Consider the following 21,555-nt stretch of genomic DNA (forward strand, 5'->3'; position numbering starts at 1 on the left):
TGCCGGGCCGTCTGGCGAACGCCATGAACCCACGACTCTCCATCAGCCTCGGCCAGCATTCGGACCGGGGTCGCAAGCCAACCAACCAGGATTTCCACGGTGCCCTGATACCGGACGAGCCGCAGCGTTCGACCAAGGGCATTGCGCTCGCCATCGCCGATGGCATCAGCAGCAGCGCGGTGAGCCACGTCGCCGCGGAAACCAGCGTCGCCAGTTTTCTCGCCGACTACTACTGCACGTCCGACGCCTGGTCGGTGAAGAAGTCAGCCGGCCGGGTGCTGGTCGCCATCAATTCCTGGCTGCACGCGCAAACCCGGCAAAGCATCCATCGTTACGAGCGCGACCGTGGCTACGTGTGCACCTTCAGCGCGGTGGTGCTCAAGTCCACCACCGCGCATCTGTTCCACGTCGGCGATGCGCGGATCTACCGCCTGCGCGGCGGCACGCTGGAACAACTGACCCGCGATCATCGCGTGCAGCTCAGCGCACAGACCTGCTACCTCGGCCGCGCCCTGGGCATCGAGGCACATCTGGAAATCGACTACCAGGCCGTGCCGCTGGCCGAAGGCGACCTGTTCCTGCTGACCACCGATGGCGTTCACGAGCACTTGAGCGACGCGGCGATGGTGGGCTTCATCACCGCGCACGCCGAGGACCTGCAGCGCGCCGCAGCGGTGCTCGTGGAGCAGGCGCTGGCCGCCGGCAGCGACGACAACCTCACCGCTCAACTGGTGCGCATCGAGCGCCTGCCCGCGTACGGTGCCGAAGAACTGCCGTTGCAGCTTGCCGATCTCGTTCTGCCGCCGATGCTGGAAGCCGGCATGTCGCTCGACGGCTACCGCATCGTCCGCGCGCTGCATACCAGCAGTCGCAGCCATGTCTTCCTTGCGCAGGACGAAGCCTCTGGCGAACAGGTCGCGCTGAAGATCCCGTCGCTCGAAAAGCGCCAGGACAGCGCCTATCTGGAGCGCTTCATGGCCGAGGAATGGATCGCCAGGCGCATCGATAACCCGCATGTGGCGCGCGGCCGCCTGCCTGCGCACCCGCGTCGGCACCTGTTCACCGTGACCGACTTCATCGAAGGCTGCACGCTCTGGCAATGGATGATCGATCATCCGCAGCCGGATCTGGAGGCGGTGCGCAGCATCGTCGAGCAGATCGCCCGCGGTCTGCAGGCCTTCCACCGCCTGGACATGCTGCACCAGGACGTGCGCCCGCAAAACCTGATGATCGACCGTAACGGCACGGTAAAGATCATCGACTTTGGCTCGACGCACGTCGCCGGGCTCGAGGAGATCAATGGCACTCATGCTGAGCAGGTGCCTGGCACCGCCGCCTATACCGCTCCGGAATACCTGCTCGGCGAGCCGGGGTCGCCGCGTTCGGATCAGTTTTCGCTGGCGGTGATCGCCTACCAGCTGCTCAGCGGGCGGTTGCCCTATGGCAGCGAGGTCGCCAGAGCCCGCAGTCGCGCGGCCCAGCTCAAGCTCCGCTATCGCTCGGTGCGCGATGCGCACAGCGAGCTGCCGGCCTGGCTGGATGAGGTGCTGGCCAAGGCCTTGCACCCGGAGCCCGCGCGCCGTTTCGAGGCGCTGTCGGAATTTGTCACCCAGCTACGCGAACCGGGCCCGGCACTACTGGCGCGCAGCCGCCCGCCGTTGCTCGAGCGCAATCCGCTGCGATTCTGGCAGGGCCTCTCGTTGATCCTGGCAACCGCCCTGGGCTGGGTGCTGGTACGCTGAACCTCGCCTCGGGCATCACGAAATTCAATCAAGGAAGTTGCTATCAACCTGGCGAGCTATTCATTGGAATTGAGCTGAAGCCTGATAGAGAATGTCCCATGATTTTGCAGTCGTCAGACTGACGAATCGGTCGTCTCATCGCGGCCCTGGTCGTGGCGGGACCTAACAAGAAGCAAGGAAAACACCATGAAGAAAACCGTGATTTCGCTGTTGGCCCTTGGCGGCGCGCTTGCCCTGCAACCGGCGCTGGCCCAGGACGGAGAGAGCCTGTACAAGAGCAAGGCATGCGTGGCCTGCCACGCGATCGACAGCAAGCTGGTCGGCCCTGCTTACAAAGAGGTCGCTGCCAAGTACGCTGGCCAGGACGGCGCCGTCGAGATGCTCGCCGGCAAGATCAAGAACGGCAGCCAGGGTGTCTGGGGTCCTGTTCCCATGCCGCCGAACGCTGTAACCGAAGAAGAAGCCAAGATCCTCGCCGAGTGGGTACTGAGCCACAAGTGAGGTCTTGCAGGGGGGCAGGCTCCGCTGCCCTCCTTTCCCAACCGCGTCACACTCCTCTCTTCCATGACCGCAGGCTTGTCGCCGGTCAACACCGCTTCGCCCAATCCGTGTACAGATAGCAGCACCCCCTAAGCGCCGTCCGGAGGCTCCCATGCTTGGCCGTGCCAGGTGGAACGACAGCTTGATGCAGCGATACGGGCAGACGCGCCAGGCGACCTGCTGGTATCCCGGCCCCGGCGATCTGCGCGACCGCCTCTCCCCACTGGATCTGTTCCGCGCGCTGCGTGACAGTCGTCGTGCTCAGCGCCCGCTGGCGCTGTCGATCGAGGTCGATGACCTCGCCGGCGTCGTGCAGCAAACCCGGCAGATCGCCTGCCATCTTGGCCCGCGGCAACCCGTGGTGCAGCTCAGGTTGCGCCCCGGGCGCCTTGGCCTCGGTGCGCTGCCCGAACTGCTTGCGCATCTGCGCGACTGTTTCCACTTCTCCGAGCACGCCGTCTGCCTGGCCGAGGTGGAACTGGCGCATGCCGACTGGCCGCTGGTGGGCATGCTGCGCTCGCTTGGCTTCAGCCAGCTGAGCGTCGGTGTGCCTGACATGCATGCCGGTGACGGCGGCTCGGTCGAGTATTTCCGCAGCGCCGCGCGCATCCGCGGCCTGCTCGAAGCCGCACGCGCCCTGCAGTTCGAGGCAATCAACGTCGACCTGGGCTACGGCCGCTCCTGGCAGACCGGCACCAGCTTCGCGCGTAAGCTGGCCTCGATCATCGAACTCCAGCCCGATCGCGTCAGCCTGTTCGACTACCGCTCACTGAGCATCGCCGGGCGCCTGCCCTCGCCCCGCCTGGGCCTGGCTTCACGCAGCGCCGCCCGGGACATGCATCGCCACGGCGTGGAGCAGCTGACCGCGGCCGGCTATCGCCTGCTCGGGCTGGGCTGCTTCGTGCTGCCGCATGACGAGCTCGCGCTGGCGCAGGAGAACGAGAGCCTGCGCCACGACGTGGCGGGCTACAGCACGACACCGGAAGGTACCGACCATCTGTCCCTCGGCGTCGGCGCCATCAGCCGCCTGGGCGACTGCTACGTGCAGTGCCTGCAGCAGCCGGCACGCTACCGCGAGGCGCTGCAGCAGGATCTGCTGCCGGTCTGGCGCGGCCTGCACGCCGCCCATATCGACGGCTTGCGCCGGGCGATCTGCCAGGGCCTGATCTGCCAGGGGCGGCTCGATCTGCAGGCGCTGGACGCACGCTTCGGCGCCCAGGCGCAGCGATGGTTCGCAGCCACATGGCCGTTGCTGCGGCAGTTGCAGCGCGAGACCGTGCTCGAACTTTCGTCGCATGGCCTGATGCTGGCACCGGAGCACCAGCTGCTGCTACCGGGCCTCTGCGAAGCCCTCGTGCAGCCCCTGATTCCTGGCCTGGCCGCGCAGCCGAAACCGGACCAGCCGCGTCGTTGCGGTACCCACCGATAGGCGGCGGTCATCGGTCGCAGCCTTTAGTCGACTAGGCTGCTTTTTTTTGCTCGGTAAGCTCTGGCACAGGCGTTAGGACAACGCACAGGAGTTCACCTTGATCCCGTCTGCACAACTCACCGCGCTGCGCAATGCGCGCCATCTGGTGGTCTTCACCGGGGCGGGCGTTTCCGCCGAAAGCGGTATTCCTACTTTCCGAGATTCGCTGACCGGCCTCTGGCAGCGTTTCGATGCCGCCACACTGGCCACCCCCGAAGCCTACGAGCAGGATCCTGCCCTGGTCTGGGGCTGGTACGAATGGCGACGCATGCAGGTGCTGAAGGCACAGCCCAACGCTGCGCACCGCACGATTGCCGCGCTGGTCCAGCAGGTGCCGCGCCTGACCCTGGTTACCCAGAACGTCGACGACCTGCACGAGCGCGCCGGCAGCAGCGATGTCATTCACCTGCACGGCAGCCTGCATCATCCGCGCTGCGTGGTCTGCAGCCGGCAGCCGAGCAAGCCCTTGCCGCCGCCGGACGAGCCGCAGGAAGGCCGTCGCCTTCCGCCGCCGCGCTGCGAATACTGCGATGGCAAGCTGCGCCCGGGCGTGGTCTGGTTTGGCGAGAGCATGCCGGGCGGCGCGCTGGACGATGCCTTTGCCGCTGCGCGGCATTGCGACGTGCTGATCTCCGTCGGCACCTCCGGCGTGGTCTACCCCGCGGCGGAAATGCCCGAGCGCGCCTGGCGCGCCGGCGCCACCGTGATCCACGTCAACCCGCAACCGAACGTCACCCACAGCGAGCGCGAGTACGCGCTCGGCGGTTCGGCGGGCGAAGTTCTGCCGCAGTTGTTCGAGGAGGCGTTCGGTCGCTGAAGGCGCTTTACGTACGAACCTGGCGCTGCTGCAAGATGCGCGTGGCGCCCTGCACGCGGCCGGTGTACCAGAGCACCCGGCTGACGCCGCGAGTCACGGCGACATAGGCCAGGCGCAGGCCCTCGTCGGCCATCGCCTCGTCATAACTGTTGCCGAAGAATCCGCTGGCGGCGTACAGCGCATTGCGCAGTGGGTGCGGTTCGCTCGGTAGGCAATCGTCGACGATGATGGCGACCTCGGCCTGCAGCCCCTTGGCCCGGTGGATGGTCATGGCCTTGACCGGGAGGCCCGCCTGCAGCTGCCCCTGGATCGCCTGCAACGGCTCGTTGCGCCGGCTGAGCAACAACACCGCGGTGCGGTCGGCGCCGGTGCGCGATGCCACATGCGTGCATTGCCGCCGGATCTCCTCGATCAGCGCGGGCAACTGCCGACGACTGTCGAAGCCGATCACCAGCTTCACCCCGTGGTCGCCCGGCTGCATCGAACGGCCGGCGCGGCTGCGTTTGGCCTGCTTGAGCCGCACCTCGTCAAGCAGCGCCTCGGCGTCGCGTATCACCGGTTCGATGGAGCGATAGTTGGTTTCCAGCTTGAGCACCGTGCTCTTGGCCGAGCCCTTGCGCGGGAAGTGGCGATCGAAGTCGATGAACAGCTCCGGCGAACTGCCGCGCCAGCCATAGATTGACTGCCAGTCATCGCCGATCGCCATCAGGCTGACCGCCTCGCTGCCCGCCAAAGCCCGATGCAAGGCCTGCAGCCAGCGCACGATCTGCGGCGAAATATCCTGGAACTCGTCGATCAACAGGTGCTGAAAGCGCTGCAGCGGCGCCGCCGCGACCGTGCCTTGCGCCAGGCGCTCGGTCAGTGCCGCGAAGGCCCGGTTGAAGGTCGTCAGGCCCTTGCTCTCGAGCGTGGCGTAGAAGGCCTCGCGAAAGCGCGCCAGTGCCGCTACGAAGTCCTGCTCACGGGGTGTGCCTGGCAAGCGCTGCGTATCGAGGGTGGCGAAATCCAGCGCGATGCTCTCGCAGAACTCCAGCTGGGCGTGCAAGGCCTCGAACAACGGCTTGGCCTGGTACTCCCCGGCCAGGCGCAAAGTGTCCATCGGCGCCTTGGCATCCACGGGTGCCTGCCCGAGCAAGCGCCCTACCTGCTCGCGAAAGGTCGCGTCATCCCGGTAGAGCCGCTGGTAGACCTGCTTCAGCAAGCGCTGCTGCGCGCTGCGCAGGCGCGCCGAGGCCAGCGGGTTGTCCGGCTCGCCCGGTGCGCGCTCATCCATCTGCTCGAACCAGCTCGGCTCGCCCAGTACCTCGCGGGCGAGCTGCGCCATGGCCGAATGAAAGGTCCGCACGCACTGGCGCGCCTGCGCCTCATCAAAGGGCACCCCCCAGAACGCCAACACGCGGATCAGCTGCTCGCGCAGTTGCGCGCAGGAGGCATTGGTAAAGGAAATCACCGTGAGGCGCTCGACGGGCACCTGCAGGTGGCTGAGCATGAACACCACCCGCAGCACCAGCGTGGTCGACTTGCCCGAGCCGGCGCCGGCGAAGATCCGCGTCAGCGGGCTGTCGCAGAGAATCATGCGCCACTGCTCATCCGACGGCGCGCAGATGACCCCGGCCTGCACCGCCTGCGCGGCACGTTCGCGCATCGCCGCTACCTGGCCAGGCGCGACCTCCAGCGCCCGGCTCGGGTAGATGCCTGCGCTACGGCGTGCGCCGCGTCCACCGCCAGGTTTGTCGGCTGCGGCCTTTTTCTCGGCTGTCGCCTTCTTGCCTTTGCGGCGCGGCGCGCCCGGCTTGGCGGTGGCCTCGCGCTTGCCCGCCCCCGTTTCGGCAGCCTTGGGCCAGCGGCGGAACAGCGCATCGTCCTCGCTTTTCAGGTAAGCCGTGGTGCGGGGAAAACAGCGGGAAAGCGCACCGGAAACCAGTGCCTTGTAGCGTCTGACGGTCGACAACATGAACACACAAACAAGCCGAGACGAAGGGGCCGGCTATGGTACGGCTTTTCCTTTCGGCTGGGCGGCGCTCCGTCGCCCAGCCGGTCGATTCGCCCGCCATGTCGGCCGGCGCAACGTTGCTCAGTTGCCCGCGACCTTGTCGCGGTCGTCCACTTGCAGCTGCGAGGCCAGAGCCAGCGAGAACTGCTGGGCGGCGCTCCAGCGCAGGTGGATCGCATCGACGAAGCCATCTTCTGGTGCCGACCATTCACGGTCGGCGTTCCAGTAGCGCCCGTCGGTACCCGCCAGTGCCTGCTCCAGGCGCCTGTCGAAGCCACGAACGAAGCTGCCGTCCGGGTCATAGGTGGATTTCCAGTCCGGGTGCAGCGGAGTGGAGACGACCAGCAGCTTGCGCCCTTCGCTCTCTAGCCGCCCGGCCAGCCCGGCGAGCGCCTTGAAGCAGCCCGCATCCAGCGCCTCGGGCTTGCCGTAGAACAGCCCGCGGTCACCCTGCGGCTCGAGCGGCCCATCGCCGAAACGACTGAACACCAGCGGGTCCCACTCGATCAGGTTGGCGCGCTGGTCCTTGACCGTCAGCGAATTGCGCAGCAGCGAGCGCGGGTCGAAGTAACGCAGGTAATAGGCCCAAGGCGAGACTTGGCCGTAGACGTAGGCATCGGCGTCCTGCCGATTGAAGACCGCATCCGGTACGCGCCAGCAGCCTGCGAAATCGATCGGATCGACCACCATCACGACCTGGCGAATGGTCGGCTCGCGGTCGAGCAGCCAGTTGGCGACGTATGCGCTCTGGTTCGCGTGCAGGCCGCAGAAACCCGCATTCAGCGGCTGTGTTGCCAGCGACTGGGCCTTGAACACGCTGCTGTCGACGTGGCGCCAGGCGACCGACGAACCGACTACCAGCAGATCGGGTGCATAAACCGGGCGCTCACGCAGAAAGCTCAACTTCTCGTCCACGCACAGGCTGTTGGAAAACGCCGGTGGCGGCAGGTTGCCGGTGTTGTTCAGCAGCGCCAGCAGCAGCGCAAAACCGCCCAGCGCGCCAAGCGCGCCGGCAATCAGCGCTCCCAGGTAGCTGGCCGGTATGCCCGATGCGGCGCCCTGCGCCGGTTGTGCGACCCCCTTTCCCTTGGGAACCTCGGCGGCGCTTGCCATGATTTACCCCCTGTCGAGCTTGGCGCGGATCAGTTCGGCGAAGTGGCCCACGTTTTTCAGTGACTCGAGCTCGGCGGTGCGGAACTTGACGCCGAAGCGCTGCTCGGCGGCTACGATCAGCAGCACATGCGTCTGGCTGTCCCAGCCGTCGATGTCGTTTGCCGTGGTGTCGGGTGTGAGCACGATGTCGTCGTCATCGAACACGTCGCGAAACACCTCGGTAAGCGCGTTGAGAATGTCCTTTTCGTTCATGCCTGCACCTCGATGAAATGGCGGGGTTGAATCGACTCGGCCAGCGAAAGGCGCCAGAAGGTGGCGTCATCGCCGGTACCGAGTGGGTGGGGATGCGACTCGAAGCCGAGCCGCGGGTAGTGTTCGGCGACCATGCCGTTGCGTTCGGTGGGCAGGTATTCACCGACCAGCGCCGCGTAGCCACGCGCGCGCGCGGCCTCGGCGAGCACCTGCAGCACGGCCTCCTCGACCTGCCGGCCGAGTACCCGGCAGCTCATCAGCCAGCTGTCGATCAACAGCTCGTCAGCGGCCAGCGCCTCGTGCGGAGCGGCCAGCACGACGCTGATCAGGCCGTTGTCGCCGAACTTGTCGCGCAGGCGGATCGCCAGCGTTACCGCCGCCGGATCTTCGGCCAGGCGCTGCACTTCGGCTTCGCCGTAGCGCCGGGTGGTGAGGTTGAACTGGTTGGTCTTGTTCACCAGCTGAGTCGCGCGCGCCAGCTCGGCCGAACCGATGGGTGTGGCGGTGAGGACCATTTCCAGGCCGCGCAGGTAACCCTGCATGTCGGTGGCCTGGTTCAGCGCCTGCTTGCGTTCGGCGTTGGCGGCGTAACTCTGCGCCCGCGCCGAATCGTCCGCGGTGAACGACACCGCCTCGAAATAGCCGGCCGCGGCAATCCGCGCCGGGTAGTCGGCGACATCGTCGGGCAGCTCCGGCACCGCCACTTCGGGCAACTCGCGGCGCACGATGTCGCGCTCGGCGGGGTTGTCGTCGACGAAGACCAGGCTGTCCAGACCGATGTCGAGCATTGCGGCGATGCGTCTGAGGTTGCCGGCCTTGTCTTCCCAGTTGGCGACGAAGGCCGCGATGTCGCGGCGTCGGAGCGCCATTTCCACGTGCTCGAAGGCGGCTTCGGCGACGTGCGCATCGTTCTTGCTGCACACGGCAAGAATCACCCCGCGCTGGGCGAGCAACGCCGCGTAGCGCTGAAACGCGACATAGGCTTCGCCGCTCGGGCTGCCGGCGCCGAGCTTGATGCCCTCCAGGCCGTCATCGCCGATCACGCCGCCCCACAAGGTGTTGTCCAGGTCGAGCACCAGGCATTTGCGCGAAAGCCCGACGCTGGCCGCAGCCACCCGCGCCAGATGGTCGCCATACAGCGGCGCCATTTCCGGGCTGACCAGCTGCTTGGCCTGATGCCAGCGCGCCGGGTCGGCCAGGCCGTTGCCGTAGCTGCCGTCGGCCGCGTGCCAGGCCAGATCGAGCAGCAGCACGCCCTCTTCCCGCGCGGCCATGCGAATCGCCTCGTTCAGCCGCTGCACCAGGGCAAAGGGCGCGGCGGGGACCTGCGCCTCGAACGAGCCGAACAGCGGCGGATCGACCGGTACCAGCGTCTGCTGCACCACCTGCGCGGCGAAGCGTTCACGCGCCCGGCGCCACAGGCCGCGCAGCTCGTCAACCCGCGCGGCGATCGCCGCGTCGACCTCCTCGCGGCCGCTGGTCAGCGGCAGTTGCAGCGGCGCATCGCGCGCATCCAGCGCCAGCACCACCAGCTGGGGCGCGAATTCGGCCAGTTGCGGGTCGTCGAGCAGCAGCGCCTGCCGGTAGAGGCCATAGGGTGTGACGAACAGGGAAAGCGCCAGCCGCCGCTGCAGCCCGGCCACGCGAATCGCCGGCAGCAGGTGATCGACGGTGTGCGACGACAGCAAGGCGATGCGCAGCGGCGTGAAGCCCTGTGGCGCCGGCCCCTGCAGGCCCGCGGCGGCGAGCCGGTCGAGCTTGGCCGTCTGGGTGAAATCGCGGCGGTAGCCGGCCAGCCGCGCGGCCTGCTGCAACCGCGCGAGGGGGTCGGTTTCCTGTTTGGCTTGGCTGATCGCAGCGCCCATATCGGCGTGCGGCGGTAACCAGAGCAGCTGTTCCATGCGAGCTCCTGTAGGGGTGGCTGAAGCCAGTCGTCAGAACTGGAAGTAGAGAAACTCGGTCGGCGCAACCGAAAAGGCGATCGCCAGGCCGAAGAAGCCGAGCACCCCGACCGCTACGCCAATGGCCGGTGCCGGGCGCCACCAGGCAGCCGGCACCAGGCGTTCGAGCCAGTGGCCCTCGGCGCGGAAGTTCAGCGCCGTGCGGAAGTGGCCCATCCACTGCTCGACGTTCGGCATGCTCCAGACGAACAGCAGCAGCGCGCCGATCATGGCGAAGTCCGAGCGGTCCATTCGGGTGGTTTCCGGGCTGAGCCCGAGCATGCCGCTGAGCACGGCGAGCGCGGCCGGCACATCTGCCGAGCGGAAGAACACCATGGCGACCACCACGCAGCCAAAGGTCAACAGCACCGCAACGACCTGATGCAGCGGGTTGTCGCTATCGACCTTCCAGCCCTGGCGCACCTTGTAGGCGCGCCAGCCATGCGCGACCACCAGGTAAAAGCCGTGCAGCAGGCCGAACACCACGAATTGCCAGCCTGCGCCATGCCAGACGCCGGAGACGAACATGGTGAACACCGTCGGGTAGGCGACCAGTGCGAGAAAGGTGCCGAGGGTCATCTTGCCCCGCCGCGGCTGTGGCTTGCCGGCGGCCATGCGCGCGCGCGTCACTCGCAGCACGATGGGGTTGTAGATATAGGCGGTCAGGAAGCGCGTCAGCGTCATGTGCCAGCGCGACCAGTATTCGATGACGTTGCGTGCCTTGAACGGGCTGTTGAAATTCATCGGCAGGCGCACGCCGAACAGCATCGCCAGGCCGATGGCCATGTCGCTGTAGCCGGAAAAGTCGAAGTAGATCTGCAGCGTGTAGGTCAGCGCCCCGGTCCAGGCATCGTAGAACGATGGAATCGCGCCGCTGGCCGCCACCTCGAAGATAGGAGTCGCCTTTTGCCCGAGCGTATCGGCGATCGCCACCTTCTTGAACAGCCCGAGCAGAAACACCGTGGCGCCCAGCGCGATGAAATCGACCCGCGGGCGGAAGGTGGTGCGATTGTTGAACTGCTCGAGCATCTCGCCGTGGTGGGTGATGGGGCCGGCGATCAGTTGCGGGAAGAAGGTGATGAACAGGCAGTAGTTGACGAAGTCATGCTCCTGCACCTCGCCATCGTGTGCGTCGACCAGGTAGGCGATCTGCTGGAAGGTGAAGAAGGAAATGGCCAGCGGCAGGAGGATGTCCTCGATCTGCCAGCTAAATTCGAACACCGAATCCAGCGTGCCGAAGAGAAAGCCGGTGTACTTGAAATAGCCGAGCAGCAGTACGTTGGCCGCCACACCGAACACCAGCACCGCACGCGACGGCCGGCGTACCAGAAAGCCGCCGAGCAGGTAGTTGAAGACCAGGCTTGCGCCCAGCAAGGGCACGTACAGCGGGTTCCACCAGCCGTAGAACACCAGCGAGGCGAGCACCAGCCACACCGCCGCCGCACGCTGCCGTCCGCTGCCGGCCAGGAGAATGAAGCCGAGAAGCACGATCGGCAGGAACACGCCGATGAACACTGCAGAATTGAAGAGCATCTTCCTGACTCCCCCGGGTTTCCATGTGACCGACACCAGCTCCAAGGGAGCCTGGACCAATTCCGCAACGGGGCTCAGCCCGTATCGGGGCCTGAACCGTGCAGTCACCACCGACCCAGAAAGTGACAGGGAAGTGTGAGAGAAAGTTTCAGGCCCTCGACGAGCGCTTGATATTTGTCAGTGACGTCGTTCCGCCACCCGACGAGAGGGCCGAAACGGCCTCTGGACTTGAGCGTGATCAAGTCTGTCCGGGGGCGTGACGCGTAGCCTGAAGCTCCCCCTCGGATCCCGCCGGAGGCCGCCCGTCATGGCCAAGAAGTTCCCGCTCAACCCACCGCACCCGGAGCGCATCTGCTGGGGCTGTGACCGTTACTGCCCGGCCGATTCGCTGGGCTGCGGCAATGGCGCGAGCCGCACGATGCACCCAGCCGAAATGCTGGGCGAGGACTGGTACGAGATCGGCGACTGGAACATCGAAGTCCCGGAAGACAAGTCGACCCGGCCTGCCGCTGCCGAGCTGATCGCCCGCTCGCACTGAGTCACCAAGCGCCTCTGCCCTGCTCCGCTGGCCAATCGCCTGCGCCGTTCCGTTCGTCTAGCGGTACAAACGCCGCGCCGCCGAACGGCTAGGCTTGTCGTTAGATTCACAGACAGCCAGGCACGGTGAAATGGGCGCAGTATGGCGGTCCTCCACTTCGGCGGAAGGGCGTTCGACACGCGCTCCTGAGCCCTCTTCAGATTCGGACAAACGGCGCAGGCGCCGCCGGCGGACTGCACGGCGGCTCGGCTGGTCGCTCGGGCTGTTTCTGCTCGTGGCGTTTGCTTACGCCGGTTGGCACGAGATGCAGACCTCGAAGATCCAGGCCCGCTGGCTCAGCCGTTACGCCGCGACGCTGACCTATGCCCTCGAGCCGGGGCCGAGCGACGCCATTCGATTCCCCGAAGAAGGACCGTTCGACCGCCGCCTCGGCTACGTCGCCCTGCCCGATCACATCTCCCGGCTGACCGAGCGCGGCTACGAGGTCCAGGCCCAGGCGCGCTTTTCGCCCGCCCTGCTGAGCTACGCCGACCATGGCTTCTTCGTGCCCTATGCCGAGCGATCGCAGGTTGGCCTGACGATCCACGACTGTCGCGGCGAGCCCTTGTACGCCAACCGCTACCCGCACCAGTTCTACGCCCGCTTCGAAGACATTCCCCCGCTTGTCTCGCTCAGCCTGCTGTTCATCGAAGACCGCGGTCTGCTCGATCTGCAGCGGCCACATGCCAACCCCGCCGTCGATTGGCCGCGTTTCGCCAAGGCCGCGCTGAGCCAGCTGGAGAGCCGCCTCGGCCTGCCCGGACAGGCCGCCGGCGGTTCCACCCTCGCCACCCAGGTCGAGAAATATCGCCATTCGCCCGAGGGCCGCACCGGCGACCCGCAGGAAAAGCTGCGGCAGATGGTCTCGGCCAGCGTGCGCGCCTACCTGGACGGCCCGCTGACACTGGCGGCGCGCCAGCGCATCCTGCGTGACTACCTCAACAGTGTGCCGCTGTCGGCGGCACCGGGGCATGGCGAAATCCATGGCATTGCCGATGGCCTGCGTGTCTGGTTCGGCGCCGATTTCGACGAGGTCAATCGTCTGCTCGCCTCGAGCCAGGCGGAGGATGACGCGGCGCGCGGGCTCGCGCTGCGCCAGGTACTCTCGCTGCTGATCGCCCAGCGCCGGCCTTCCTACTATCTCGGCGCCGGCCGGGAGGAGCTGGCTGCCCTGACCGACAGCCATCTGCGCCTGCTCGCCGGGGGCGGCGTGATCGATACCGCCTTGCGCGACACGGCGCTGCGCCAGCAGGTGAGCTTTCGTGATCTGGACCGTGAACCGGCGATCCGCCCGGTGGAAGCCAGCAAGGGCATCAGCGTGGCGCGCACGCGCCTGGCCGGTCTGCTGAACCTGCCGCTCTATGACCTGGATCGGCTCGACCTCACGGCGACCACGCCGTTGCAGGGGGCGCTGCAGGAGCAGATCAGCGACTACCTGCTGAAACTGGCCGATCCGGCCTTCGCCGAGCAGGTCGGGTTGTTTGGCGATCGCATGCTCTCGCCGGAGAAAACCGCCGACGTCCGCTACAGCTTCACCTTGTTCGAGCGTGCCGGAGGGGGCTTCCGCGTGCGCGTGCAGACCGACAACACCAATCAGCCGTTCGACATCAACGAGGGCAGCAAGCTGGAGCTGGGCTCCACTGCCAAGCTGCGCGTGCTGACCACCTATCTCGAGGTGATCGCCGAGCTGCACGCGCGTTACGCCAGCCTGAGCAGCGCCGAACTGCGCGCGACGCAGGCTCGCACCACGCTCGGTCGTTGGGCCGTCGCCTACCTGGCGCAGACCAGCGACCGTAGCCTGGCGAGGATGCTCGATGCGGCGATGGAGCGGCGCTATTCGGCGAGCCCGGCCGAGCGCTTCTTTACCGGCGCCGGTCTGCACCACTTCAACAACTTCCGTCGGGAAGACGACCACCGCATCCCGACGGTACGCGAGGCCCTGCGCGAATCGATCAACCTGCCCTTCGTGCGGCTGATGCGCGACCTGGTGAATTTCAGCACCTACGAAGAGATCAACAGCGCCGAACTGCTGAAGAACGACAAGGACCCGCGCCGGCTGGAATACCTGACGCGCTTCGCCGACCGCGAAGGCTCGGTGTTCCTCCAGCGGTTCTGGCGCAAGTACCGCGGGCAGAGCGAGCGCGAGCGCATCGAGACCTTTCTGCAGGGCATGCGACCCACGCCGGTACGCCTCGCGGCGGTGCACCGCTACCTCATGCCCGACGCCGACCGCACGACCTTTTCGGCCTTCCTGGCCAACCGGCTGCCGGAGGCCAGGCTCAGCGAGAAGAAGCTCGACGAGCTCTATACCCGCTATGGCCCCGGCCAGTTCAGCCTGCCGGACCAGGCCTACATCGCCCGCACGCACCCGCTCGATCTCTGGCTGCTCGGCTACCTGACGGCACACCCGGAGGCGAGCCTGTCCGAGGTGGTTGCCGCCAGCCGCGCCGAACGCCAGGAGGTCTACGGTTGGCTGTTCCGCAGCCGGCACAAGAGCGCTCGCGACAGCCGCATCCGCATCATGCTCGAAGTCGAAGCCTTCACCGACATCCATCGCCGCTGGCAGCGTCTGGGCTACCCCTTCGGCAGCCTGGTGCCCTCCCTGGCCACCGCGCTGGGCAGCTCGGGTGACCGTCCGGCTGCACTGGCCGAGCTGATGGGTATCATCCTCAACGATGGCGTGCGGCTGCCGAGCGTGCGGATCGACAGCCTGGACTTCGCTGCGCAGACGCCCTACGAAACCCGCCTGCGCCTGGCCGGTGGCGCCGGCGAGCGCGTGCTGCCCAGCGAAGTCGCCGCTACCCTGCGCGAAGCCCTGGCGCTGGTGGTCGAGGGAGGAACGGCGCGGCGCCTGCAGGGCACCTTTGTGCGCGAGGATGGCAGCACGCTGCCGGTCGGCGGCAAGACCGGTACCGGCGACAACCGCATCGACACGGTCGGCGCCGGTGGCCGGCTGATCAGCTCGCTGGCGATGAACCGCACCGCGACCTTCGTGTTCTACCTGGGCCCCGATCACTTCGGCACCCTCACGGCCTACGTGCCTGGCCGGGCAGCAGACAGCTTCCGCTTCACCTCGGCGCTGCCGGTGCAGGTGCTCAAGGGCATGGCGCCGATCCTGGCGCCCTACCTCGCCAATGGCGCACACACCCGGTGCACGCCGCGCCTGCAGATGGCGGAGGCCGCGACCGCTCGCTAGCACCGGACATGCGCCGCCTGAACGTATCGACGGCAGCGACTTCAAAGGAAGACATTCATCGATTCGGCCCACGCCCGCGTGGTGGGCCGACGCATTCGAGCCATGTCTGCAACCTTACTCGCCAACTTTCTTGCCGCATTGATGCTTGCCTCGGTTCATCTGCTCGGCGTCAGGCTGCGCTTCCTTGACCGTACGCCGCGCAGCCGCTGGCTGTCGTTCGCCGGTGGCGTCGCGGTGTCGTACGTGTTCCTTCATCTGCTGCCGGAGATCGCCAAGGGGCAGCGCCTGATGGATGAGCGCACCCGCGGCGTGCTCGCCTTCTTCGAGGGCCACGCGTACCTGCTGGCACTCGCCGGGCTGGTCGGTTTCTACGGCGTCGAACGCCTGGCCAAGGAGCACCGTCGCCGGATGGCCACCGGCGGCCCGCCGAGTGCCGGTGTGTTCTGGATACATATCAGCAGTTTTGCCGCCTACAACATGCTCACCGGCTACCTGCTGCTGCACCGCGAGGAGCCCGGCCTCGGCAGCCTGGCCTGGTTCACGCTGGCGATGGCGATGCATTTCGTGGTCAACGACTTCGGCCTGCAGGCCGACCATCGGCAACGCTACGACCGCAAGGGCCGCTGGCTGCTGGCCGGGGCGCTGCTGCTGGGCTGGGCGCTGGGCTTGGTGATCGAGATATCCGATCTGGCGATTTCCGCCTGGATCGCGCTGCTCGCCGGCGGCGTCATCCTCAACGTGCTCAAGGAGGAACTGCCGGCCGAGCGGGAGAGCCGCTTCAGCGCCTTCGTGCTTGGCGTGGCGGGCTACGCGCTGGTGCTGCTCGGGTTGTAGGCGCCGGCGGCCTGGCCGAGCAGACGGGCCTGGTGCGTCTGCGCCATCTCCTTGAGGAAGTCCCAGGTGGTGCGCATGCGGGCCACGTCCTTGAATTCGATCGGCATTAGCATCCAGAAGGTTCGGGTGAAGCTGACCTGCTCGGGCAGCAGCACCTGCAGGCGCGGGTCGGCGTCAGCGGTGAAGGCCGGCAGGATGGCGATACCGGCGCCGGCGGCAACCGCCTCTTGCTGCGCCAGGACGCTGGTACTGCGCAGCGCTACGGTGCGGCTGTCGACCAACCCGTCGAGAAACAGCAACTCGCGGGAAAACAGCAGGTCATCGACATAGCTGACGAAGCGGTGGCGCTGCAGGTCGTCGCGCGCGGTGATCGGCGCGTGCTCGTCGAGGTAGCTCGGTGCCGCGTACAGGCGCAGCAGGTAATCGGTCAGCCGGGTGATGATGAATGGCCCGCGCTCGGGGCGTTCAAGCGTGATGACGATATCCGCCTCGTGGCGTGACAGCTGCACCGCGCGCGGTAGCGCCAGCAGGTCGATGTTCAGATGCGGGTGGCGCCGGCCCAGCCCGGCCAGCTGCCCGGCAAGCATCACCGAGCCATAACCCTCGGTCGCGCCGATACGCACCTGGCCGGAGAGGCCGTGATCCAGATCAGGTAGCGACTGCTGGATGGCGACGCTGGCACTTTCCATCGCCTCGACCCGTGGCAGCAGGTTGCGCCCTGCCTCGGTGAGCCGATAGCCGCCGGGCTCGCGCACGAACAGTTGCATGCCCATGCTTTTTTCCAGCGCCTGCAGCCTGCGCGATACCGTGGTGTGGTCCACGTTCAAGCGCCGCGCCGCGGATGTCAGCCGCCCGGCGCGCGCGACCTCGAGGAAGTAACGCAGGTTGTCCCAGTCCATCCGGCCCTCCGGCTGTGCATTTTTGCAGAGCGACTCTGCAACCAGCCGCATTGTAATGAGAATTTTCGCAGCTAGGATCAAGTCAGCACCCTCGCCGCGGTTCGGCGGGCAACAAGAACAACAACAGACCACGCGGAGGTCCCATGACCGGCAGCATCCCCACCGTCAAACTGCTCATCGACGGTCAGCTCATCGAGTCCAACAGCAAGCAGTGGCGCGACGTGATCAACCCGGCCACGCAGGAAATCCTCGCGCAGGTTCCCTTCGCCACCGCCGAGGAAGTCGATCGCGCCGTGGCCAGCGCCAAGACGGCCTTCAAGACCTGGCGCAAGACACCGATCGGTGCCCGTGCGCGCATCTTCCTCAAGTACCAGCAGCTGATCCGCGAGCACATGAAAGAGCTGGCGGCAATGCTCACCGCCGAGCAGGGCAAGACCCTGGCCGACGCCGAAGGCGACGTGTTCCGAGGCCTGGAAGTGGTCGAGCATGCCGCCGGAATCGGTAACCTGCAGCTCGGCGAGCTGGCCAACAACGTCGCCAGCGGGGTGGATACCTACACCCTGCTGCAGCCGCTGGGCGTCTGTGCCGGCATCACCCCGTTCAACTTCCCGGCAATGATTCCGCTGTGGATGTTCCCCATGGCCATCGCCACCGGTAACACCTTCGTGCTCAAGCCCTCCGAACAGGACCCGATGGTCACCATGCGGCTGTGCGAACTGGCGCTGGAAGCCGGCGTGCCGCCGGGCGTGCTCAACGTGGTGCACGGTGGGCCGGAGGTGGTGAATGCGATTTGCGACCATCCGGACATCAAGGCCGTCTCCTTCGTCGGCTCGACCCGGGTCGGCACCCACGTCTACAACCGCGCCTCCCAGGCGGGCAAGCGCGTGCAATGCATGATGGGCGCGAAGAACCACGCCATCGTGCTGCCCGATGCGCACAAGGAGCAGAGCCTCAACGCCATCGCCGGAGCGGCCTTCGGCGCGGCCGGCCAGCGCTGCATGGCGCTGTCGGTGGTGGTGCTGGTCGGCGAGGCGCAGCAGTGGATTCCCGACCTGGTAGCCAAGGCCAAGTCGCTGAAACTCAGCGCCGGCACCGAGCCGGGTGCCGACCTCGGCCCGCTGGTGTCCTGCGCGGCGCTGGATCGTGTCAGCGGGCTGATCGAACGTGGCGTTGCCGAAGGCGCAACCCTTGAGCTCGACGGTCGCAACCCGCAGGTGAGCGGCTACGAGAAAGGCAACTTCGTCGCGCCAACGATCTTCTCCGGCGTGAAGGCCGAGATGAGCATCTACCGCGAGGAAATCTTCGGCCCGGTGCTCTGCGTGATGGGCGCGGCGACCATGGACGAAGCCATCGAGCTGATCAATGCCAACCCCAACGGCAACGGCACCGCCATCTTCACCCGTTCGGGCGCCGCGGCGCGGCACTTCCAGGAAGAGATCGACGTCGGTCAGGTGGGCATCAACGTACCGATTCCGGTGCCGGTGCCGATGTTCTCCTTTACCGGCTCGCGTGCGTCGAAGCTCGGCGACCTCGGCCCCTACGGCAAGCAGGTGGTGCAGTTCTACACCCAGACCAAGACCGTCACCGAACGCTGGTTCGACGAAGAGGCGGTCGGCTCCACGGTCAACACCACCATCAACCTCAAGTAACCCACACGGGGCCGGCCAGCGGGCCGGCCCGAAGGAAGCCCCATGACATTCGAAACCCTGCTCGTCGACATCCAGGACCGCGTTGCGCTGATCACCCTGAACCGCCCGCAGGCACTCAATGCCCTGAACAGCCAGCTGATCAGAGAGCTGAACAGCGCGCTCGGCCAGCTCGAAGCCAATCCTGAGGTCGGCTGCATCGTGCTGACCGGCTCGGCCAAGGCCTTCGCCGCCGGTGCCGACATCAAGGAAATGGCCGAGCTCAGCTACCCGCAGATCTACCTCGACGATTTCTTCGCCGAAGCCGATCGCATCGCCAACCGGCGCAAACCGCTGATCGCCGCGGTGGCCGGCTATGCACTGGGTGGCGGCTGCGAGCTGGCGCTCTTGTGCGACATGATCTTCGCCGCCGACAACGCCCGCTTCGGCCAGCCGGAGATCAACCTCGGCGTGCTGCCGGGCATCGGCGGCACTCAACGACTGACCCGCGCCGTGGGCAAGGCCAAGGCCATGGACCTGTGCCTGACCGGGCGTCAGATGGACGCCGAAGAAGCCGAGCGCGCCGGCCTGGTGGCGCGGATCTTCCCGCAGGACAGCCTGCTGGAGGAAACCCTGAAGGCCGCCCGGGTGATCGCCGAGAAATCGCTGCCGGCCACCATGATGGTCAAGGAAAGCGTCAACCGCGCCTTCGAGACCACGCTGGCCGAAGGTATTCGCTTCGAGCGTCGCGTATTCCATGCGGTGTTCGCCACGGCCGACCAGAAGGAAGGCATGGCGGCGTTCGCCGAAAAGCGCAAGCCGGACTTCAAGAACCGCTGAGCCACATTCAACCGGCCGTTCGAAAGCGTCGCGAGCGACGGCTATGCCAGGCGAAATCGCCCGAGGAAGCGGAGTTTACAAGTCGTGAATGAGCTTTCGAGGGGATTTCAACGTCGCAGCGCCTGGCGCGGTAGCTTTCGGATGGGCTGCAAAAGGAACGAGCCATGCATATCGGATTCATTGGATTAGGCAACATGGGCGCGCCAATGGCGCGCAACCTGCTCAAGGCTGGCTACACGCTCAGCGTGTTCGATCTGAATACCCAGGTGATGGAGGCGCTGGTGCAAGCCGGCGCACTGCCGGCCGAGTCGCCGACCGCCATCGCGCGCGGCAACGCCGATGTCATCATCACCATGCTGCCCGCCGCGCCCCATGTGCGCAGCGTCTATTTGGGCGACGACGGGCTGATCCAGAACGTGCGCCCCGGCGTATTGCTGATCGACAGCTCGACCATCGACCCGCACAGCGCGCGTGACGTCGCCGCCGTGGCCGCACAGCACGGCAACCCGATGCTCGATGCACCGGTCTCCGGTGGCACGGGCGGCGCCGCAGCAGGCACCCTGACGTTCATGGTCGGTGGCAGCCGTGAGCACTTCGAGCGCGCACGGCCGATCCTCGAGGCGATGGGCAAGAACATCATCCATTGCGGCGATACCGGCAACGGCCAGGTGGCCAAGGTCGCCAACAACATGCTGTTGGGCATCTCCATGATCGGCGTCGCCGAGGCGATGGCACTGGGCGTCGCGCTGGGCATGGACGCCAAGACCCTGGCCGGCGTCATCAATACCTCCAGCGGCCGCTGCTGGAGTTCGGACACCTACAACCCCTTTCCCGGCGTGCTGGACAACGCGCCCGCTTCGCGCGGCTACAGCGGCGGCTTCGGCACCGACCTGATGCTCAAGGACCTGGGCCTGGCCACCGAGGCCGCACGCCTGGCGCGCCAGCCGGTCGTGCTCGGCGCGGTCGCGCAGCAGCTGTACCAGGCCTTCAGCGCCGGGGGGCACGGCGCGCTGGATTTTTCCGCGATCATCAATCAGTACCGCAAGGATTCTCCCCATGAGTGAAGCCGAACGCCCCGTGCTGGCAGCCGTACGCAACCACGTCGGCCACCTCACGCTGAACCGCCCCGCCGGGCTCAACGCCGTCAATCTGGAGATGGTGCGCCTGCTCGATGAGCAGTTGCGCGCCTGGGCCGCCGACCCGTCGATTCACGCCGTCGTGCTGCGCGCCAACGGCGAGAAGGCGTTCTGCGCCGGCGGTGACATCCGCTCGCTGTACGACAGCTTCAAGCGTGGCGATACCGAGCACGAGACCTTTTTCGAGGAGGAATATGCGCTCGATCAGTACATCCATGCCTATCCCAAGCCCCTGCTGGCGCTGATGGACGGCTTCGTTCTCGGTGGCGGCATGGGCCTGGTCCAGGGTGCGGCGCTGCGGGTGATCAGCGAGCGTGCGCGCATGGGCATGCCCGAGGTCGGCATCGGCTACTTCCCTGACGTCGGCGGCAGCTATTTCCTCTCGCGTCTGCCCGGCGAGCTGGGCACCTACATGGGTGTGACCGGCCTGCCGATTCGCGCGGCCGATGCGCTCTACACGGGGCTGGCCGACTGGTGCATCAGCCATGAGCAGATCGCCGAACTCGACCGCTGCCTGGACCGCATGAGCTGGTCAGTGCATCCCCGCGAAGCGCTCCAGACCCTGGTCGGGTCGCTGGCCACCCGAGATCTGCCGGGCTCCGAGCTCAAGGCGGTGCGCCAGGCGATCGACGAGCACTTCGCGCACGCCGACGTTCAGGCGATTCGCGCATCGCTGGCCGCCGAGCGGCGGCCCGAGTTCGAGGACTGGGCACGGGAGACCGTCAAGGTGCTCGACAGCCGCTCGCCGCTGGCCATGAGCGTCACCCTCGCCATGCTCAGGCGCGGCCGCGAACTGGCGCTGGCCGACTGCTTTGCGCTGGAGCTGCATCTGGATCGGCAATGGTTCGCCCGCGGCGACATCATGGAAGGCGTGCGCGCGCTGATCATCGACAAGGACAAGAGCCCACGCTGGAACCCGCCGCAACTGTCCGAAGTCACCGCCGAGCAGGTTCAGAGCTTCTTCGCCGACTTCAAGCCGGCCACCCGCTCGCGGCGAACCGCCACGGCCTGACGCCGGCGGGCGGCGGTTATCGACCGCCCGCCCCGGCC

General features: G+C 66.8%; 17 protein-coding genes. 11 read left to right on the top strand and 6 right to left on the bottom strand.

Annotated elements, in window-relative coordinates; all coding sequences use genetic code 11:
* Nucleotides 1–23 precede the first annotated feature (23 nt).
* The 4 genes from AC0KXH_RS09780 to AC0KXH_RS09795 all read left to right on the top strand — a co-directional run bounded on the left by AC0KXH_RS09780 (nt 24) and on the right by AC0KXH_RS09795 (nt 4,567).
* Entirely contained in the window at nt 24–1,742 is a 1,719-nt protein-coding gene (locus tag AC0KXH_RS09780) for a bifunctional protein-serine/threonine kinase/phosphatase (protein WP_395763508.1), read from the top strand.
* Nucleotides 1,743–1,928: 186 nt separating this feature from the next.
* Nucleotides 1,929–2,243 carry a c-type cytochrome gene (locus AC0KXH_RS09785; protein WP_041105521.1) on the top strand — a complete coding sequence of 105 codons (315 nt, stop codon included), beginning with the start codon at nt 1,929–1,931 and terminating at the stop codon, nt 2,241–2,243.
* Between the two features lie 184 nt (nt 2,244–2,427).
* A complete protein-coding gene (locus AC0KXH_RS09790) occupies nt 2,428–3,711 on the top strand; it encodes an oxygen-independent coproporphyrinogen III oxidase (RefSeq protein ID WP_488223319.1) in 1,284 nt (427 codons plus the stop codon).
* A gap of 97 nt (nt 3,712–3,808) precedes the next feature.
* Entirely contained in the window at nt 3,809–4,567 is a 759-nt protein-coding gene (locus AC0KXH_RS09795) for an SIR2 family NAD-dependent protein deacylase (RefSeq protein WP_488223320.1), read from the top strand.
* Nucleotides 4,568–4,574: 7 nt separating this feature from the next.
* Here AC0KXH_RS09795 and AC0KXH_RS09800 read toward each other — a convergent pair whose 3' ends face one another.
* The 5 genes from AC0KXH_RS09800 to AC0KXH_RS09820 form a co-directional block, all read right to left on the bottom strand.
* Complete coding sequence (locus AC0KXH_RS09800; RefSeq protein WP_488223321.1) at nt 4,575–6,521, bottom strand: UvrD-helicase domain-containing protein; 1,947 nt, start codon at nt 6,519–6,521, stop codon at nt 4,575–4,577.
* 120 nt (nt 6,522–6,641) lie between these two features.
* Entirely contained in the window at nt 6,642–7,673 is a 1,032-nt protein-coding gene (locus AC0KXH_RS09805; RefSeq protein WP_234458513.1) for a hypothetical protein, read from the bottom strand.
* A gap of 3 nt (nt 7,674–7,676) precedes the next feature.
* The gene (locus AC0KXH_RS09810; protein WP_041105524.1) at nt 7,677–7,925 is read right to left on the bottom strand and encodes an acyl carrier protein; all 249 of its coding nucleotides are present in this window, start codon (nt 7,923–7,925) and stop codon (nt 7,677–7,679) included.
* Nucleotides 7,922–9,826, bottom strand: a complete 1,905-nt coding sequence (locus tag AC0KXH_RS09815; RefSeq protein WP_488223322.1) for an HAD-IIIC family phosphatase — start codon at nt 9,824–9,826, stop codon at nt 7,922–7,924. Before AC0KXH_RS09815 ends, AC0KXH_RS09810 begins: the two co-directional genes overlap by 4 nt.
* 33 nt (nt 9,827–9,859) lie before the next feature.
* On the bottom strand, nt 9,860–11,398 hold the full coding sequence (locus tag AC0KXH_RS09820; RefSeq protein WP_395763514.1) for an MBOAT family O-acyltransferase: 1,539 nt from the start codon (nt 11,396–11,398) through the stop codon (nt 9,860–9,862).
* A gap of 307 nt (nt 11,399–11,705) precedes the next feature.
* On the opposite strand from AC0KXH_RS09820, the gene AC0KXH_RS09825 reads away from it, so the two are divergent.
* From AC0KXH_RS09825 to AC0KXH_RS09835, 3 genes are all read left to right on the top strand, one after another.
* Nucleotides 11,706–11,936: a DUF3079 domain-containing protein gene (locus AC0KXH_RS09825; RefSeq protein ID WP_224109916.1), complete on the top strand. Its 231-nt coding sequence runs from the start codon at nt 11,706–11,708 to the stop codon at nt 11,934–11,936.
* A gap of 130 nt (nt 11,937–12,066) precedes the next feature.
* A complete protein-coding gene (locus tag AC0KXH_RS09830) occupies nt 12,067–15,171 on the top strand; it encodes a transglycosylase domain-containing protein (RefSeq protein WP_488223323.1) in 3,105 nt (1,034 codons plus the stop codon).
* Between the two features lie 102 nt (nt 15,172–15,273).
* Nucleotides 15,274–16,005, top strand: a complete 732-nt coding sequence (locus AC0KXH_RS09835; protein WP_488223324.1) for a hypothetical protein — start codon at nt 15,274–15,276, stop codon at nt 16,003–16,005.
* Here AC0KXH_RS09835 and AC0KXH_RS09840 read toward each other — a convergent pair.
* A complete protein-coding gene (locus tag AC0KXH_RS09840) occupies nt 15,978–16,904 on the bottom strand; it encodes a LysR family transcriptional regulator (RefSeq protein ID WP_041105528.1) in 927 nt (308 codons plus the stop codon). The genes AC0KXH_RS09835 and AC0KXH_RS09840 overlap by 28 nt on opposite strands.
* Nucleotides 16,905–17,047: 143 nt before the next feature.
* Between AC0KXH_RS09840 and AC0KXH_RS09845 the strand changes: the two genes are divergently transcribed.
* The 4 genes from AC0KXH_RS09845 to AC0KXH_RS09860 all read left to right on the top strand — a co-directional run bounded on the left by AC0KXH_RS09845 (nt 17,048) and on the right by AC0KXH_RS09860 (nt 21,517).
* Nucleotides 17,048–18,553 (top strand): CoA-acylating methylmalonate-semialdehyde dehydrogenase, encoded by a 1,506-nt coding sequence (locus tag AC0KXH_RS09845; protein WP_061339491.1) that lies wholly within the window; start codon nt 17,048–17,050, stop codon nt 18,551–18,553.
* 42 nt (nt 18,554–18,595) lie between these two features.
* A complete protein-coding gene (locus AC0KXH_RS09850; protein WP_269262577.1) occupies nt 18,596–19,369 on the top strand; it encodes an enoyl-CoA hydratase in 774 nt (257 codons plus the stop codon).
* 164 nt (nt 19,370–19,533) lie between these two features.
* Complete coding sequence (mmsB, locus tag AC0KXH_RS09855) at nt 19,534–20,433, top strand: 3-hydroxyisobutyrate dehydrogenase (RefSeq protein ID WP_224109920.1); 900 nt, start codon at nt 19,534–19,536, stop codon at nt 20,431–20,433.
* On the top strand, nt 20,426–21,517 hold the full coding sequence (locus AC0KXH_RS09860; protein ID WP_061337194.1) for an enoyl-CoA hydratase/isomerase family protein: 1,092 nt from the start codon (nt 20,426–20,428) through the stop codon (nt 21,515–21,517). Before mmsB ends, AC0KXH_RS09860 begins: the two co-directional genes overlap by 8 nt.
* Nucleotides 21,518–21,555 lie beyond the last annotated feature (38 nt).

The organism is Stutzerimonas sp. CXK-1 (assembly GCF_057738225.1).

Coding starts and splice junctions, on each gene's coding strand:
- AC0KXH_RS09780 (WP_395763508.1), top strand. CDS start 24: ATGAACCCACGACTCTCCATCAGCCTCGGCCAGCATTCGGACCGGGGT.
- AC0KXH_RS09785 (WP_041105521.1), top strand. CDS start 1,929: ATGAAGAAAACCGTGATTTCGCTGTTGGCCCTTGGCGGCGCGCTTGCC.
- AC0KXH_RS09790 (WP_488223319.1), top strand. CDS start 2,428: ATGCAGCGATACGGGCAGACGCGCCAGGCGACCTGCTGGTATCCCGGC.
- AC0KXH_RS09800 (WP_488223321.1), bottom strand. CDS start 6,521: ATGTTGTCGACCGTCAGACGCTACAAGGCACTGGTTTCCGGTGCGCTT.
- AC0KXH_RS09805 (WP_234458513.1), bottom strand. CDS start 7,673: ATGGCAAGCGCCGCCGAGGTTCCCAAGGGAAAGGGGGTCGCACAACCG.
- AC0KXH_RS09810 (WP_041105524.1), bottom strand. CDS start 7,925: ATGAACGAAAAGGACATTCTCAACGCGCTTACCGAGGTGTTTCGCGAC.
- AC0KXH_RS09815 (WP_488223322.1), bottom strand. CDS start 9,826: ATGGAACAGCTGCTCTGGTTACCGCCGCACGCCGATATGGGCGCTGCG.
- AC0KXH_RS09820 (WP_395763514.1), bottom strand. CDS start 11,398: ATGCTCTTCAATTCTGCAGTGTTCATCGGCGTGTTCCTGCCGATCGTG.
- AC0KXH_RS09825 (WP_224109916.1), top strand. CDS start 11,706: ATGGCCAAGAAGTTCCCGCTCAACCCACCGCACCCGGAGCGCATCTGC.
- AC0KXH_RS09830 (WP_488223323.1), top strand. CDS start 12,067: ATGGGCGCAGTATGGCGGTCCTCCACTTCGGCGGAAGGGCGTTCGACA.
- AC0KXH_RS09835 (WP_488223324.1), top strand. CDS start 15,274: ATGTCTGCAACCTTACTCGCCAACTTTCTTGCCGCATTGATGCTTGCC.
- AC0KXH_RS09840 (WP_041105528.1), bottom strand. CDS start 16,904: ATGGACTGGGACAACCTGCGTTACTTCCTCGAGGTCGCGCGCGCCGGG.
- AC0KXH_RS09845 (WP_061339491.1), top strand. CDS start 17,048: ATGACCGGCAGCATCCCCACCGTCAAACTGCTCATCGACGGTCAGCTC.
- AC0KXH_RS09850 (WP_269262577.1), top strand. CDS start 18,596: ATGACATTCGAAACCCTGCTCGTCGACATCCAGGACCGCGTTGCGCTG.
- mmsB (WP_224109920.1), top strand. CDS start 19,534: ATGCATATCGGATTCATTGGATTAGGCAACATGGGCGCGCCAATGGCG.
- AC0KXH_RS09860 (WP_061337194.1), top strand. CDS start 20,426: ATGAGTGAAGCCGAACGCCCCGTGCTGGCAGCCGTACGCAACCACGTC.